Raw genomic sequence first — 15,871 nt, forward strand, 5'->3', positions numbered from 1 at the left:
CTGCGTAGTATTCGTTCCGAGCCTATCGCGAACTTTGATCTCGCATGCGCTTTCAGGCCGGCGGGGATAACCCCTCACCCTGGCCCTCTCCCCTCGGGGGAGAGGGGACTGGAATGCGCGCGCTGGTGGTTGCGTTTAGCGTGATCTCTTCGTGGTCTTGGGTACTTCGAAATCGTACTCGCCTGACTCCATCGGCAGATCGTAGCTTTCCTCATGCGGTTTGAAGAGAATTTGGCCGTCGAGGTTGTCTCCGTGCGCGATGCCGTTGAACCCTTCGATGCGCACCACATGCGGTCCGCCTACCAGGCCAAAGCTTTCCCGGGTCGTGTAGGTGCCGTCCTGGATGATCGCCTTGCTGCCGTGGCCGGCGTTTCCTTGCTTGGTGTCGGGCGAAAAGGTGATCGTGCCGCGCGGGACCGGCTTGCCGTCGTACGTCACGTGGCCGGTCAGGTGAACGGTCGAGTCGCCGTAGTTACAGCCTGCGGCCGTCCAATACAGAAGCAAGCTCGCGGCGATGGCAATGGAAGGTAGTCTCACACGCATGATCACAAACTTCCCAATCCACCGGTGGGCAGTCCGTCGTCGATTTTGCCCAAAGATTGATAGGTGGCCAGATCGATCGTTTCCGGAATGAAGTGAACCGAAGCGTCCCCCATCAGGAACATGCAACCGCCAGGATGATAACTGCCAAACAGCTTGGTCATGATGTTGAGCGTGTCGTTCTTGATCCCGTCGCGCGGGTCCGAGTTGATCTGTTCGCGGGTCGCGGCCAGCACCAGCGGCGTTCCCCAAGAGTCAAGCTTCGTGGCCGATGCCCACCCGCTGTGGTAGCCGTCGGGTCGGCCGCTGGGGGTCAGGCAGTAACGCGTTTCACCCACCATGAAAATGTTGGTCGAGCCGTCGGTCAGATCCTGGAAGCCAGTATCGGAGTTCAAGTGCAGTACCCCGTTGCGATAGAACACCCGCTGTCCCGAAGAGGTCGAGCAAGATTCGTCGGCAGCCGGACCACCCCCTTGAACGCCGTAGTAACTGATCGAGTTCCAGTCATCGCGACTGGCCGGGTCTGAAGGGCATTGGTACGCCGCGTTGCTCAGCTTGAACAGGTTATGATTCACCGACGCCCCCGGCACGTTGCTGGTGGCGGTGAAACTACTGTTGAGATCGAATTGACCGTACAGATTGTTTTGTTCCAGAAACGGCAAGATCTTGACCGTCCACGGTTCACGCGTGCCGGTGGTGCCACTGGAAGAACACCAACTGCCGCTGGTGAAGTCAGGCTCCGGCGTATACCGAACCCCAGAGGGAAACTGGCCGTACGTATCGTGATGATTGTGAAGGGCAATTCCGATCTGCTTGAGCTTGTTGGTACACGTCATCCGCCGAGCCGCTTCCCGGGCTTGTTGAACGGCTGGCAGAAGCAGGGCGATCAGAACCCCAATGATGGCAATCACAACCAGCAACTCCACCAACGTGAAGGCCGAACGACGGGCCGTATTCATGGCATAACCTGCGAGAAGAGAAGATAAGGGAAATATGGAGGTATATCGGCTTTTTATCCTTCCAATGCCTAGTATTCAAGAACGAAATCGATCGGCAGCTTCAATATGCACGATTTCGCTGCCCTTAATCCACGATTAAGCGAAGTTAACTGTCTGTTCTGTTGATTTGGTGAAATTGGGAAGACCGGGCCGCAGAAAGAACTACCGGTCGTTATGGAGCCGATTCGCGGCGGTTGTGAACTATTTCACAGATCGACCGCTAAGCAGTCGCAAGGATGAACTGCCCCGCCCGAAGCGCCTGCCTTTTTTTTAGTTAGAAAGAGATCATGTCGATCCATCGATTCCTGTTGTGCGTGTGCATGGTGACAGCCACCAGCGCCTGGCTGTTAGCCGAAGAGGAACCCACCGTTCCTAATGCGTACCCGGCCGGTCCGCTCGGCGAGGTGGTGCGGCTGGGCGAGCAGCTCGTTTACGAAACGAAAGATCACCCGCTCAGCAAACCATTCGTCGGAAATCAATTGAACTGTACTTCGTGCCACTTGGACGGGGGCACTCACCCCGATGCCGGCAGCTTTCTGCAAACGGCCGCGGCGTACCCAGCCTGGTCGCCGCGCGAGAACCGGGTGATCACGCTCGAAGACCGCGTGCTCAATTGCTTCATGCGAAGTCAAAACGGCATCCGCCCACCCAACGGCAGCCAGGTCTCGGTCGCGATCACGACGTACATCACCTGGCTATCGACGGGCAGCAAGATCCAAATGAACGAGAAGAAGCCGCTCGGTCCGCGGCATGTGCCGGAACTGGAATTCGATTGGAGCAAAGCCAACCCCGTGCAAGGCAAAGAGGGCTACAAGACGTACTGCCTCGATTGTCACGGACAAGACGGCCAGGGCACTGCCGACGGGCCGCCGGTGTGGGGTCCGCAATCGTACAACGACGGTGCCGGGCTCAGCCGCGTTCCCAAGTTGGCATCGTGGTTGAAGGTTGGCATGCCGCTGGATGACCCTTCGCTGACCAAGCAAGAAGCGGCTGACATCGCCGCGTATATCAACCGTCAACAGCGCCCCCGGTTCAAGCTCGAAGAGCACCTGCCCAAGGCCGAGCGGCTCGGGGAATACAACTTTGAGCCAGCCCAGCCCTAGGCGAGAAACAACCGATAGGCCGGGTTCTCGGTCTCTTCGACGTACGGGTACGCGATGCTCTCGATGAAGTCTTGAAACTCAGTGGTCGCATCACTGGGAATTTGCAGGCCCACGAGAATGCGTCCGTAGTCGGCGCCTTGATTGCGATAGTGAAACAAACTGATGTTCCAATCACTGGGCATGGCGGAAAGGAACTTCATCAAAGCCCCTGGCCGCTCGGGGAAGACGAAGCGATAAAGGTGCTCGTCGGCTGCCATTTTGCTGTGGCCCCCCACCAGGTGCCGGACGTGCAGCTTGGCCAGTTCGTCGTCGGTCAGGTCGAGCGTGTCGAAGCTGCTCGAGCGAAGTTCGTCCGCGATTCGCTTGGCCTCGTCTCGGTTGTTGACTGCCAGGCCGACAAAGACGTGCGCGACGTTCGAGTCGGAGATGCGGTAGTTGAACTCGGTCACCGCGCGCGGGCCGATCAGTTCGCACAGCCGTTTGAAGCTCCCTTTGCGTTCCGGAATCGTGACCGCGAAGAGGGCTTCCCGGTTTTCACCCACTTCGGCACGTTCGGCCACGAAGCGTAGGCGGTCGAAGTTCATGTTAGCCCCGCACGTGACGGCGATGAGCGCGTCGCCCAGCAGATTGTGCTTCGCGGCATATTGCTTGAGACCGGCGACGCTGAGCGCTCCGGCGGGTTCCAGAATGCTGCGTGTGTCTTCAAACACATCCTTGATCGCGGCGCACACGGCGTCGGTATCGACCACGACGAAGTCGTCGACCAACGCTCGGGTGATGCGGAAGGTCTCTTCGCCGACCTGTTTGACGGCGGTGCCATCAGAGAAGAGGCCGACGTCCTGGAGCTGCACCCGCTTGCCTTGCTTGACGCTGCGGACCATGGCGTCGGAGTCGTTCGTCTGCACGCCGATGACTTTGATCTCCGGCCGAACCGCTTTGATGTAGGCGGCCACGCCTGAGATCATGCCGCCACCACCGATCGCGACGAAGATGGCATGAATCGGTTTTTGATGTTGCCGCAGGATCTCCATCGCGATGGTCCCTTGGCCGGCGATCACGTCGGGGTCGTCAAAGGGATGGACGAAGGTCATCTCGTTGGTGCTGCTCAGCTGGCCGGCGTGCTGGTAGGCGTCGGTGAAGCTTTCCCCATGCAAGACGACATTGCCCCCGAGGGCCTTCACCGCTTCGATTTTCAGCTCGGGCGTGGTCTTGGGCATGACGATCGTCGCCGTGCAGCCGAGATGCGAAGCCGCCAGCGCCACCCCTTGGGCGTGGTTGCCAGCCGAAGCGCAGATCACGCCGCGCTCCAGCTGCTGCGGGGTGAGCTGAGCCATTTTGTTGTAGGCCCCACGCAGCTTGAAACTGAACACCTTCTGGCTGTCTTCGCGTTTCAGGTAGACGTTGTTTTTCAGTCGCTCGGAAAGCTTGGTGGCCCGTTCGAGTGCCGACTCGTGAGCGACGTCGTAGACCTGGGCGTTGAGGATCTTGCGGAGGTAGTCCATGAGCCCGAGATGGGTCCCATCTCCGACAAGACCACGTTTAGCGGAAGAACTCGCAGCTGGCTTCGATTTAGGCGTTTGGTTCATGTCGTCCATTGGACGCGAAGAACAGCGCGTGGTCTAGGGCACCTCACAGCGGCAACTGCGTTTGCCGGGCCTTTCGTTCGTGTTCCAGCAGCCACTTTTTACGCCACAAGCCGCCGGCGTAGCCGCACAGGTGGCCGTCGCTACGGACGACGCGATGGCACGGCACGACGATCGCCAGGCGGTTGTCGCCGTTGGTGCGGCCGACGGCTCGGGAGGCGTTGGGCTTGCCGAGCTGCTTGGCTAACTCGCCGTACGAGCGGGTCTGGCCATAAGGGATTTCCAGCAGCTTTTGCCAAACGGTCTCTTGAAAGGAGGTGCCGTCCAGGCGAAGGGGGAGGGTGAACTCGCTTCGCTCGCCGCGGAAGTACTGATCGATCTGCTGGGCCGCTTCGCTCAGCACCGGGTGCGTGCCAGGCAGGATCGGTTGTTGAAAACGCTTGTTGATCCGCTCGAACTGTTTGGGCAGCATCTTGCGATCGGCAAACTCCAACAGGCACAGCCCGGCGTCGCTCGCGGCGGCCAGCATCGGGCCCAGCGGCGTGAGCAAACGCTCGACCAGGATCGGTTCGCCCTGCTGGATGCTGGTGGGGGACTGGCCGGTCCATTTTCGGAGGCTGTCGCGAAATCCGCTGAGCGACTGGTAGCCGCTATCCAATGCGACTGAAGTGACGTCCTGGCCGGCGTTCAGCATGTCGACCGCCAGGCCAATCCGCCGAGTACGCAGGTACGCGTGAAAGGTCATCTGGTAATGCTCTTGAAACCAGTGTCGGACGCGGATGGGTGACAGACCCATATCGATCAGGTCGGCATTGGACCAGCGGCGCGTCGGCTCGGCCTCGAGGGCATCGACCAGCTGCGTGAGCCACGGGGGCACACTGCCGGATAGCTCCTGCGGGCGGCAGCGTTTGCACGCGCGATAGCCAGCGGCGAGCGCATCGTCTGCGGTGGCGAAGAACTCGACGTTCTCGCGCTTGGGAGGTTTCGCTTTGCAGCCAGGGCGGCAGAAGATGCCGGTCGTCTTGACCGCGAAAAGGAAGAGACCTTCCATCTCGGCATCGCGGTCGACGATGGCCTGGTACATGGTTTCCGGGTCGGGCAGGATGATCGTAGCGTTCATGTCCTTACTGTAGAAACGCGACGCGAGCCTGGCGACCGGAAACGGAACAAACAATTCGGAATGAGAAACGAGCTTTAGTTCAGGATCTCGCTGGTCTGGTTCACTACCTCGGAGATCTCTTCTTTGGAGAGATGAGGAGCCAACGGCTTGTTAACCTTCAGCCCGTCGTCGTTCCACATCATGACCTGGATCCGCGCTTTGGGATCAAGGCCGTAGCCGGCAGGCCCTTCCTTTTCGTTAAATACGGTTAGCGGCGTGTTTTCAATGTGCTGCGAAACCTGAACACGCTGCAGCGTCGGTTTGACCTCGTCGGTGTTTTCGCCCACGACCACCATGAATGCCGAAAGCTTCTTGTCGGCGTTCTCGGCAACCTTGCGATCGATCTGCTGTACCAGGCTGGTTACCGAGTCGTTCACTTCTCGCGCGAAGATCACGACGGTCGGCTTGCCGCTGTACTTGCAGCGATAACAGAGGAACTCGCCGGCTGCCGGACCGGTGACGTCTTCGACTTGAAAAGCTCCGGGTTGTTGACCCAGTTGCAGCGAGACAATCTGGTTCGAGCGAGCATCCGAGGCCAGCGTACCAGGGGCATTGGCAGTCAGTTCTGGGGCTTTGAACTTCGTGCATCCAACAGCAACTGCCGCACACAGCGACATGGCGAACAACGGGATAAGAGTTCGCATAAGACACCTCCGCGAAGGAAACCGTGCGATCGCAAGATTAGGGGGCTGATCCGTCCGGGATCAGGAAAGGCGCGGCGTTTGACGATCCGTTCGGCCGCACGCTTTCACTACTATTATAGCCGTTTTCTTGCGATTGCCACTTCTTGGCGCCAGGGGAAAGGGGCCTTTTCCCGATCGATCGGCATAATCGGCAAATTTTTGGGCCGCAGCTGACGACACCTATTCTTAGGTCGACTTCTCGCAGGGAAATTCCTCCCCAGTTGCTAGCATGGTGAAAGTAGGCGGTTATGGGTGAAGAGGCATTACAGGTATCCGAACACTTCGAAGCGTGGGCCAATCTGTTTCTGACTTGGGTTGGTTTCGGCACGTTGACCGGGCTATTTGCCAAAGCGATCATGCCGGGCCGAGATCCTGGCGGACCGATTGCTACCCTAGCGATGGGGATTGGCGGATCGGTGATCGGCTGCGGAATGCTGTCCCTCTTTTTTGAAGGCTACAAGGTCTCGCCGCTGAGTCCTCTGGGATTTGCTGTGGCGACCGGCGGAGCGTTCATCATTTTGTTCTTTTACCGCCTTCTTTCGGGGCACGTGATCGACGAAAGCCAACCGACCGCCCCGCGGCGGATGCGGCTGTACTCGCATCGTCGCCGCTCCAGTCGCTCGACTGCCGACCATTATTAGAACCATGCGTGCTCTTCTCCCGAGAAAAAAAGCCGACCCAGGGGGGCCGGCTTTTCGAGAGAGAGATTGACTGGGTGGTCGAAGGGCTGTGCGCGGTGCCGATTCGACAGGTTTGAAATCGGTTACTAAATCGCGGACGATCCGGTTTCGGCGGTACGAATACGAACGGCGTCGGTGAGTTCGGAGATAAAGATCTTACCGTCACCGATCTGGCCGGACTGGGCCTTTTGGATAATGGTATCTACGATTTCCTGGCACTGTTCGTCCGTGCAGACGATTTCGATTTTGATTTTGGGTACGAAATCGATCGAGTATTCCGCACCGCGATAGGTCTCCGTCTGTCCCTTTTGACGTCCAAATCCCTGGACTTCCGTTGCGGTCATACCACCAAACCCTTTAGTAACCAGGGCTTCTTTGATTTCGTCCAACTTGTGGTGGCGGACGACGGCTTCAATCTTCTTCATTAATGCATACTCCAACAAACTGACGTGACGTTGTAAGGACAGGTCGCAACGGGATGCTCTTTTTAGTGGAGCCATGCACCAAACAAGGCGGAGAGCGAGTGCATGATGAGCGGGTGACCTAGTTGTCCATTGCTCCCGCTTGTTTGCAACCGTTATGCCAATTCAGCTGTCTGTGCGTGGCAGCATTTCCTAAATATCAGTGAGCTAGTGGTTTAAGTCAACGAACTTTTCCCTAAATAGATGTCTGGCAACGATCCTCTGCGTGACAAATCAGCAGTGAACAGGAAAACCTGCCTAAGATGGTGACAGGAAAAAGTTCTTTAGAATATGCTTTAGCGCATAAAAATAGCCGAGGTTAAGGAGGCAAAACCTCCTCAACCTCGACTACCGTTCGCGGCAGCCCCACTGCACGCGAACAACACCCCATCATGCTTCCACACTGTTCGGGTCAGATCACTTGGAGATGATCTTGATTGTCTTGTTCGGTTGGAAAGCCAAGCAGTTGAGCTTGTCCCCAGCTCTGTCGCACTCCTTGTCACAGAAGCACGGGGCAAGCATCTTATTGCTTTCAGAAGCGAGAAGTCCGAGGTACACGATCCTTCGCGACCGGTTCCGAATCTCTTTCTGATTCGCTTTCGCCCTACCTAAGATGCATTCGGTGTGCCAATTGAATCACACGCCGAGAAAACGCGCCGAAATAGACTCATTTCCCGAGTTTCGGGCAGAAAACCACCTGTAGTTTTTTTGACCGCCCCTAATCAGCCACGGACTTGCTGCCTAAAATGCACGCAGTTGCTGCCTTGAAAGGCATCGCCTGGGACGCGGTTGTGCGGGTAGCCATGGCTGTGGCGGCGTTGCCTTCAGTTTGAAGTTTTCAGTGTTCAGTTTTCAGCAAGAAGCAGATGGTCGTCTCTTCTCCTGCTGAAAACTGAACACTGAAAACTTGGCCATTTTTTGGCCACCCACAAGTCGTTTCCACTGCGAACCATTTTTCAACCAAAGAAGACTATGCCCTTAGACTGGCCCACTCTGTTCAATTCCGGCCTTTCCTACGAAGACTTTCTGGCGAAGTATGCCAACGAGAACCAGAAAGAACGCTGGAGTGCGAAGCTTCGGACGTTGTCCCTCAGCGAAGACCAAAAGACGTTGCTGGCCAGCTTCACGCGCGAGATGCACGTCCTTTGCCTCAGTGGCGCCTGGTGCGGTGATTGTGTTGATCAGTGTCCGATGCTGCAGTTAGTGGATCAGGCGTCTCCCAACATCCATGTTCGCTACATCGATCGGGATGACGCCCCGGATGATTTGAAAGAAGCGATCAAAGTGTGCGGCGGAAATCGTGTTCCGGTCGTCGTCTTTTTGAACGAAGATGATCAAGTGACTGGCATGTATGGCGACCGTACCTTGGCCAAGTATCGCCAGATGGTCGAGAAATTGGGCGGAGCCGCGTGCAGCACCGGCATTTCGCTGCATCCGGCCGGAGAAATGGATGCCCTGACGACGAGCGTGCTGGCCGAATGGATCGATCAGTTTGAACGTCATCAATGGATTTGCCGCACATCGACCCGTCTTCGCGAGAAGCACGGCGACTAGAGCGTTTCCAAGTTAGGTGTAGCGTCCTGGGCGTCGGCGAGGCAAGCTGGACAAGGCGACCGAAGCAGGCGAATCCTCTAGATTCGCCGATGCAGGTCAACGAAGTCCCGCACAGCCGCAGCCAGCCAAAGACGCTACAGATGAATGGGAACCGCTCTAGAATAGAAGTAGTATCCGCAGACGATTTATTCGATTGAAAATGAAGAGATTCACGTTGAACGAACCGCCCACACTCACCGCGGAAGAACTGATTGACGACTTCGAGTTCGCCGAAACGAAAGAAGAGCGGCTGAAGTTGATCATCGAATTGGGACGCGAACTGCCTGATCTGCCGGAAGAACTTCGCCGCGATGAATTCAAGGTCCAGGGATGCCAAAGCCAGGTGTGGTTGGTCCCGGAAGTCGTCGAGGGAGAAGCGCAGGCCAAGAAGATCGTCTTCCGAGCTGATAGCGATGCCCACATCGTCAAAGGGTTGGTTGGCATATTGGTAATGCTGCTGTCGGGCAAGAGCCCGCAAGAGATTCTCGACTTCGACCTGCGCGGGCTGTTCGATACGCTCAAACTCGAAAAGCACCTGGTGCCGGCTCGCTCGAATGGCTTGCATTCGATGGTGCGAAAGATTCACGAGATCGCGGTAAGCGTTCGCTAGGGATAGGAAATTGCCGGGTGCCAAGTAAGGCACTTCTCGAAGGCATGCGACTAAGCGTTGGGTCGTTGTTCTGGTTCCAGGATTGCCAGTTCAATCAACTCGTCGACGGGGATGTTATTGTTCCACCAGTCGGCGGCATCTTGCTGGGTCCAGGGGAAGTCGTCCATCAACTTTTCGATTTCCTTCAAGACCTCGTCAGCCGTTTGAGGACGGTCCTTGGGGTCTTTGGCCAGGCAGCGTGAGATAAGGTCTTGCAGGGCATCGGGAATGACGCGGTCGGATGCGTCTTTCACCGAAGGAATCGACTGCGTAACGATCTGCACCAACACATCGACGGCACTGGCCGCGTTGAAGATCGTCTGCCCGGTAAGCATGAAGAACGCGGTCGCTCCCAGGGCGTAAATATCGACGCGCGGATCGGCCTGGGTGGGGTTTTTGACTCGCTCAGGCGGAATGTACATGGGGGTTCCGCTGATCTCAGTCGTGTTGGTCACGATGGTCGCGCCGGGATCGGCCGAAAGGTTTTTCACCAGGCCAAAGTCCAACACCTTGGCCACGTCGTACTCGCCGCCGACGCGGCAGAGCATGATGTTGAGCGGTTTGATGTCGCGATGGATCAGACCACTCTCGTGGGCTTCGCGCAGCGACGCGGCCACTTGCCGCATGACCCAGAGCGTGCGGGAGATCGGCTGCCAGCCATACTGACGCACGAGGACTTCAATGGTGATGCCGTCGAGATACTCCATCGCGTAGTAGAAGATGTCGTCCGGCGTCTTGCCGTAGTCGTAGATCTCGACCGTGTTGGGATGCTTCAAGCGGCTCGAAAGCTGAACTTCACGTTCGAATCGTTTGATCAGCGCGGGATCGGTTTGCTCGGGTCGCATCAGCTTGACGGCCGTGGGGCGTTTGAGCATCTGGTGCCGTGCGAGGTAAACCTGGCCCATGCCTCCTTCGCCGATTTTTCGGATGAGTTCATAAGCACCGACGATCATGTTCTCGCCGATCGTGCGGCGCATTTGCACCAGAGAGGATGCGGCGTAATAAGCGAGACCCGCGAATCCGGCGATCAGAAACAAGAGGGCATACTGGGAAAAGGAAATATACGTGAAAGGGCGGAACGCTTCTTGCGATTCGGTTTCGTAGGCGACGCCAAAGTTGTATTCGTCGATCCACTGCCAGGCCCCCACGACGTAATGCCCTCGGTAGTTGAGGTACGGCTCCATCATCACGGCCGACTTGGGGCCCGATTTATGATCGGCAAGCGCTTCGGCAATCAGACGCGTGAAGCGGTGGTGATTCTCAGGATTGGGATGCTGCATGGCGAACGGTGGCCGAAGCATCAGATTGGCCCGCGACGGTTCCCCTTCGGGCAAGATCCCCATCCGCCACAGGTCTTTGGTAAAGCGGCTTTCGGTCAGCATCAGACCATTGGCATCAAACGCATACGCTTCGCCGGTCTGGCCGGTCCGGGCATTGATGAGCGACTTGGTGAAGTTGCCCACGGAATAATAGCCGAAGCAGAGCAGCGCCGACGGAAGATTGGAGTCGTCGTAGATAGGCTGATAGACCCACGTGAATGCGACACTTGGTCGGGTGCCGGGAATGGTCATTTCGTGATCGGGACGCATGGGGGGAATGAATCCCGCTTTGTTCTGAAACACATCGGAAAAGACTTGCAGTCGGCGGGTGCCTGCGAGGGTCTGGTTGATCGCGTTCTCTTCCGTTGAGGCAAGGATCACGCCGGCCGCGTTGGCGACGAAGTATATCCCTTCGTCCGGGAGCAAACCTGGCGGAACGGCCAGGGGATCGCCATGCCCGTCGAATGCGATGGGCTCGTTTTCTTCGATAAAACGTTTCGCTTCGTCTTCTGACCGCGTGAACTTTGGAAATCGTTGGCGAAAGAACGCGAGTTCTTCCTGCACGGCGCTGGCGGAGTAGTCGTCTCCAAGCGTTCGCTTTTCTTGGACCAGGCTGAGGATCGCTTCACGAACGTCTTGATCTTTGGCCACGACCGAAACATGTTCCTTACGCGTTTCGATCCAAGAGGTCAGGGCCTGGACGTCGGCGGCCAGCAAAGCGGTGAACTCTTGCTGGCGGACTTTGCTGAGTTCGTTCCAGACCAAGTATCGAGCCCCGATGCCCAGCAGGATGATCAGCACGACGAAGCTGACGATGGCGATGGTGCGATACAACCGGGATGCCCAAACCTGGACCAGCAAACTGGTGCCTGGAAGATAGCGAGTAGTCAGTCCCTGTCGTGGGTGAAGCGAATGCTTCGACGCCGGTGGGGCGGCGAACGTCGCGTCGAGATCGACTTGAGCGGGAACCAGGGTGCCGGCCGGCTTGGGGCGGATCTTTTCTTCAACCAACTTGCGAAGGACCTGATCCGTGCCGCACGTATCATCGAGAAACGCCTCCCGAGCGGCACCTTGGCGTCGCCGAGCTTCGGCGGCTATTTTCAAAACGACTTCGTTATCCGGCTGATTCATACGTCCATCGCGTAACGGTTGGCAGGTGTGATGGCTGCCAATATGTTACAAGCAAGCAGGGGTTAAGGAACAAGCCCGAGCGAAAAAAACGAAGTCGGCGACACAATTTGTGCATGGGTTGCCAGATGGGTGCTCTGCCAGGATGGGCCATACCCATAGAAAAAGCGACCCCACGAATGAGGCCGCTTCTCGTTATTCACGAATTGTCGTTTATTGACTATTTCTCGACGGAGAACTTGTGGACAGTCGTCTCATGGTACGTTTCGCCTGGCTTTAGCGTTGCCGTAGGGAAGCTGGGCTGGTTCGGGGTGTCGGGGTAGTGCTGCGTTTCCAGACAGAACGCTTCGTGCTGGTTGAGCCCGGCGTTTCCTTTGCTGCCATCCAGGAAGTTGCCACTGTAGAACTGGATACCGGGTTGGGTGGTCCAAACTTGCATCACACGGCCGGAGGTCGGTTCTTTGACGGTGGCGGCTAGCGACAGATTGCCCGATTGATCGTTGAGCACGTAGCAGTGGTCGTAGCCGATTGGATCGCCGCCGGTCTGTTGGATGTCTTTGCCGATCGCCTTGAACTGGGTGAAGTCCATCGGGGTTCCCTTGACCGACGCCATGTCGCCGGTAGGAATCAGCGTTTCGTCCACCGGCAGGTACTTGTCGGCTTCCAACTTCAGTTGGTGATCGTAGTTCTTGCCACTGGTGGCACCGGCCAGGTTCCAGTAGTTGTGGTTGGTCAGGTTCAGCACGGTTTCGGCGTCGGTCGTCGCCGTGTAATCCATCACCAGCTTGTTATCTGGGGTCAGGGTGTACTTCACGGTGACCTTCAAGTTACCGGGATAGCCTTCTTCGCCATCCTTGCTGGAGTAATCGAACTGCACGCCGACGGCGTCTTCGGTTTCGATTTTCTTGGAGTCCCAGACGACCTTATCGAATCCCTTTTCACCGCCGTGCAGCGTATTGGGGCCGTTGTTGGTGGCCAGGGTGTACTGTTTGCCGCCGAGGGTGAACTTCCCCTTGGCGATACGATTGGCATAGCGCCCCACGGTCGCACCGAAGTAAGGCGTGCCGCCCAGGTAGCTTTCCAGGTTGTCGAAACCAACGTTGATGTTGGTCGACTTGCCGTCTTTATCAGGCGTGGAAAGGCTGGTCATGATCGCGCCGTAGTTGATCAGTTCCATCACGATGCCGTTGCCGTTGTCGACCGTGTACTTGGCAATCACGGTTCCATCGGGCAGTTGGCCGAACTCGCTCGCGGTCACATTCATGGGGGTGTCATTTCCTTTTGCTGCAGGCTCTGCGGCCGTCAGGCCAGAAGCACTCATTACAATCGCCGCAAGGCATAGTGCGGCAGGGGCTAAGCAGCGTTTCATCATCGGAACTCCAAGCGATTGGGGCTAGTAGACTGACGGCCGAAGGGGCCGCACCAGGAAAAGAAAAAGGGACGTGCATTGAGAAACATTATCAAGCTGAAAATTCCGGAAGTCTAGCGTTCTCCGTAATTTACGAAGCAAACCAACCCACATTTTCGTGCGTAGAACAAGAGTTTGAGTTTACTTGCACAGGCATCTGAGATTTTTTGCGAAAATATTCGAGTCGCGCCGCAAGGTTTTCCGCTGGCCGGTAACTAACCCTCTGAATACAGGATGAACCCCATCGAGCTGCCAGGAGACAACGTGAAGCCCGAGCCCGCACAACTGCTGCAGCAGCATGAGCGATGGCTGAGAACTGCGCTGTACGCACGGCTTCGCAGCCCGGTGGAGGTGGACGATGTGATGCAGGAAACGGTTACCGCAGCGCTGGAAAATTGGCAGCAGATAAGGGACCCCAGCGCTGTGGGACCGTGGCTCTACAAGATAGCCATTCGTAAGGCGCTCTTGTATCGCCGCAAGCAAGGACGGATTCGCAAGCTGCACGATGCCGTCGAGCAGAACTTGCCACCCAAAACAAATGCCGAATCCAACCCGTTGGATTGGCTGTTGGCCGAAGAACGCAACGAACTCGTTCGTCAGGCCTTGAACGAACTACCAAGACGCGATGCCGAGATCCTCTTGCTCAAGTACACCGAGCAGTGGAGCTATCGCGAAATCAGCGAGCGACTGGGCGTAAGCACCAGCGCCGTGGAAGCCAGACTTCATCGTGCTCGTCAACGATTACGAGAGCGATTGGTGGCCCGCGAGATCTTCTCGACGGCGACCTGAACTTAAGTGAAACATGCCATGAACGATTCATCGAACAATATTGACGACCGTCAGCTCGATCGCCTGGTCGATGGAGAGCTTTCGCCGGAAGAATATCGCGAGGTTCTTTCCCAGTTAGATCAAATGCCAAATGGTTGGCGACGATGTGCCCATGCGTTCCTCGAGTCACAGGCGCTGGGGCAATCTCTGCCGTTGGTGATGCAGACCACTCCGTCATGCCCCCAGACTGAGTTGGCACCAGCGGCAGAGAAGTCGTCCACTTCGGGCAATGCCTCGTTTCGTCGTATGGAAACATTGGCGGCGATGGCGGCTTCGGTAATGGTTGCGTTTGGCCTGGGATGGTACGTCTCCGGGATCGATAGTACCACGGTCGACGGACCTGTCCCTGGCCTGGCGACTAACGTGACCGATCCGCAGTTGCCGCCTGATGCACCGGTACACACCGTGCAGAAGCCGCAGTTCGTGTACGTCAACCAATGGGACGGCCAGCAAGGAGGCGGCATGCCGATCGCCATCGATCCGAACAAACAATACGATCCCAACGCCAAGTGGGATACCTCTTGGGGCATGAGCCCCGAGCAGCTCCAGAAGCTGAAAGATTCCGGGCAACCGTTTCAAACCCAGAACCGCTTGATCCCGGTTTCGCTGGAAAACGGCGACCGCGTCGTGGTTCCGGTGCAAGACGTGATCGTCTACGAAAAGCCGGATCTGCCGTACCACTAAATCACTGACAGCCCCATGGGCACCAGCACACGTTATTCCCGAACTCTATCACACTTGATCCCCACACAGTAAAAGGAGTGAAAGCATGAAGGTCAGACATTGGTTCATGGCCGCCATACTGGCGACCGGCGTCGTCGCCATTCCGATGATGCAGGTCGTCACCGCCGACGAAGCGGCCAAGGAAGAAACGAAGGTCGAAGCCAAGCAGGAAGAACCAGCCGCCAAAAAGTATTGGCTTGGCGTTCAATTGGCACCGACGCCTGAGATCTTGAAGAAGCACGTCGAACGTCTGAAGGATGGCGGCGCGATGGTCGCGGGAGTCGCCCCCGAGAGCCCTGCCGAAAAGGCCGGCCTGAAAGCAGGCGATCACGTTTTGAAGGTGAATGACGTGACGATCACTTCGCCAGAACAGATGGTGGACGTCGTTCGCGATAGCGATGGCAAGGCGATGACCGTGCGTGTTCTCCGCGGCTTAGAGATCGAGTCGGTGACCGTGCAGCCGGAAGAAGCCCCTGAGAACATGTGGTCAGCCAGTCCGCAGTTCGGCGCCGTTCCTGGAATCGAAATGCAACCAGCTCACCCAGGTGCCCGTCTGCGTTTCTTTGGCCCGGGTCAAATGGTGCCCCCTCAAGTGCGTCTGCAGGCCCTCGATAAAGACATGCCGCAGAACATGATGATCCGAGTTGAAAAGAAGGGCGATGCCCCCACCACGCTGCACATCGAACGTGACGGCCAGAAGTGGAGCGTGACCGAAGATCAAATCGATCAACTACCCGAAGATCTGCAGCCAGTTGCCAAGAAGTACCTGACGTTCGGCAACACCGGCAACATCATCATTGGTGGTCAAGATGTTCCATTCATCGAACTACAGGAAATGTTGAAGGACATGGGCCCGCAAGGACTGCCTGGCAACGCCGACTTCCAGCAGCGGATGCAGGAAGAAATGAAGCAGATGCACGAGATGATCCGCAAGATGCACGAGCGGATGGAACGCATTCAAGTCGCCCCACCTGCCGCTGAGAAGCCTGCCGAGAACGAAGTTTAGTTCCGCACGT

15 protein-coding genes are annotated in these 15,871 nt (G+C 57.1%); 7 read left to right on the forward strand and 8 right to left on the reverse strand.

Annotated elements, in window-relative coordinates; all coding sequences use genetic code 11:
* Positions 1-135: 135 nt before the first annotated feature.
* Both Pan97_RS02470 and Pan97_RS02475 read right to left on the reverse strand, forming a co-directional pair.
* Complete coding sequence (locus Pan97_RS02470) at positions 136-543, reverse strand: hypothetical protein (protein ID WP_144970445.1); 408 nt, start codon at positions 541-543, stop codon at positions 136-138.
* A 2-nt stretch (positions 544-545) separates the two neighbouring features.
* The gene (locus Pan97_RS02475; RefSeq protein WP_144970447.1) at positions 546-1,499 is read right to left on the reverse strand and encodes a DUF1559 domain-containing protein; all 954 of its coding nucleotides are present in this window, start codon (positions 1,497-1,499) and stop codon (positions 546-548) included.
* A 359-nt stretch (positions 1,500-1,858) separates the two neighbouring features.
* Between Pan97_RS02475 and Pan97_RS02480 the strand changes: the two genes are divergently transcribed.
* Complete coding sequence (locus Pan97_RS02480; protein WP_241676397.1) at positions 1,859-2,641, forward strand: c-type cytochrome; 783 nt, start codon at positions 1,859-1,861, stop codon at positions 2,639-2,641.
* Here the strand turns inward: Pan97_RS02480 and ilvA are convergent.
* The 3 genes from ilvA to Pan97_RS02495 form a co-directional block, all read right to left on the reverse strand.
* The gene (gene ilvA / locus Pan97_RS02485; RefSeq protein ID WP_144970451.1) at positions 2,638-4,227 is read right to left on the reverse strand and encodes a threonine ammonia-lyase, biosynthetic; all 1,590 of its coding nucleotides are present in this window, start codon (positions 4,225-4,227) and stop codon (positions 2,638-2,640) included. The genes Pan97_RS02480 and ilvA overlap by 4 nt on opposite strands.
* A gap of 43 nt (positions 4,228-4,270) precedes the next feature.
* Positions 4,271-5,344 (reverse strand): bifunctional transcriptional activator/DNA repair enzyme AdaA, encoded by a 1,074-nt coding sequence (locus Pan97_RS02490; RefSeq protein WP_144970453.1) that lies wholly within the window; start codon positions 5,342-5,344, stop codon positions 4,271-4,273.
* Positions 5,345-5,418: 74 nt separating this feature from the next.
* Positions 5,419-6,027: a hypothetical protein gene (locus tag Pan97_RS02495; protein ID WP_144970455.1), complete on the reverse strand. Its 609-nt coding sequence runs from the start codon at positions 6,025-6,027 to the stop codon at positions 5,419-5,421.
* 287 nt (positions 6,028-6,314) lie between these two features.
* Between Pan97_RS02495 and Pan97_RS02500 the strand changes: the two genes are divergently transcribed.
* A complete protein-coding gene (locus Pan97_RS02500) occupies positions 6,315-6,707 on the forward strand; it encodes a GlsB/YeaQ/YmgE family stress response membrane protein (protein WP_196782258.1) in 393 nt (130 codons plus the stop codon).
* 125 nt (positions 6,708-6,832) lie between these two features.
* Here the strand turns inward: Pan97_RS02500 and Pan97_RS02505 are convergent, their stop codons facing one another.
* Positions 6,833-7,171 carry a P-II family nitrogen regulator gene (locus tag Pan97_RS02505; RefSeq protein WP_105349883.1) on the reverse strand — a complete coding sequence of 113 codons (339 nt, stop codon included), beginning with the start codon at positions 7,169-7,171 and terminating at the stop codon, positions 6,833-6,835.
* 1,008 nt (positions 7,172-8,179) lie between these two features.
* Between Pan97_RS02505 and Pan97_RS02510 the strand changes: the two genes are divergently transcribed.
* On the forward strand, positions 8,180-8,761 hold the full coding sequence (locus tag Pan97_RS02510) for a thioredoxin family protein (protein ID WP_144970457.1): 582 nt from the start codon (positions 8,180-8,182) through the stop codon (positions 8,759-8,761).
* A gap of 214 nt (positions 8,762-8,975) precedes the next feature.
* Complete coding sequence (locus Pan97_RS02515; RefSeq protein ID WP_196782259.1) at positions 8,976-9,410, forward strand: SufE family protein; 435 nt, start codon at positions 8,976-8,978, stop codon at positions 9,408-9,410.
* Between the two features lie 50 nt (positions 9,411-9,460).
* On the opposite strand, the gene Pan97_RS02520 is transcribed toward Pan97_RS02515, so the two are convergent.
* Complete coding sequence (locus Pan97_RS02520; protein WP_144970461.1) at positions 9,461-11,899, reverse strand: serine/threonine protein kinase; 2,439 nt, start codon at positions 11,897-11,899, stop codon at positions 9,461-9,463.
* 217 nt (positions 11,900-12,116) lie between these two features.
* Entirely contained in the window at positions 12,117-13,160 is a 1,044-nt protein-coding gene (locus Pan97_RS02525) for an aldose epimerase family protein (RefSeq protein ID WP_196782260.1), read from the reverse strand.
* A gap of 378 nt (positions 13,161-13,538) precedes the next feature.
* Between Pan97_RS02525 and Pan97_RS02530 the strand changes: the two genes are divergently transcribed.
* The 3 genes from Pan97_RS02530 to Pan97_RS02540 all read left to right on the forward strand — a co-directional run bounded on the left by Pan97_RS02530 (position 13,539) and on the right by Pan97_RS02540 (position 15,861).
* Positions 13,539-14,093, forward strand: coding sequence for an RNA polymerase sigma factor (locus tag Pan97_RS02530; RefSeq protein ID WP_196782261.1), 555 nt, complete (start codon positions 13,539-13,541; stop codon positions 14,091-14,093).
* Positions 14,094-14,111: 18 nt separating this feature from the next.
* On the forward strand, positions 14,112-14,816 hold the full coding sequence (locus Pan97_RS02535; protein WP_144970465.1) for a hypothetical protein: 705 nt from the start codon (positions 14,112-14,114) through the stop codon (positions 14,814-14,816).
* Between the two features lie 85 nt (positions 14,817-14,901).
* Positions 14,902-15,861 (forward strand): S1C family serine protease, encoded by a 960-nt coding sequence (locus Pan97_RS02540; RefSeq protein WP_144970467.1) that lies wholly within the window; start codon positions 14,902-14,904, stop codon positions 15,859-15,861.
* Positions 15,862-15,871: the final 10 nt, after the last annotated feature.

Origin of the sequence: Bremerella volcania (genome assembly GCF_007748115.1) — a bacterium.
In the GTDB taxonomy this organism is placed as follows: Bacteria; Planctomycetota; Planctomycetia; order Pirellulales; family Pirellulaceae; genus Bremerella; species Bremerella volcania.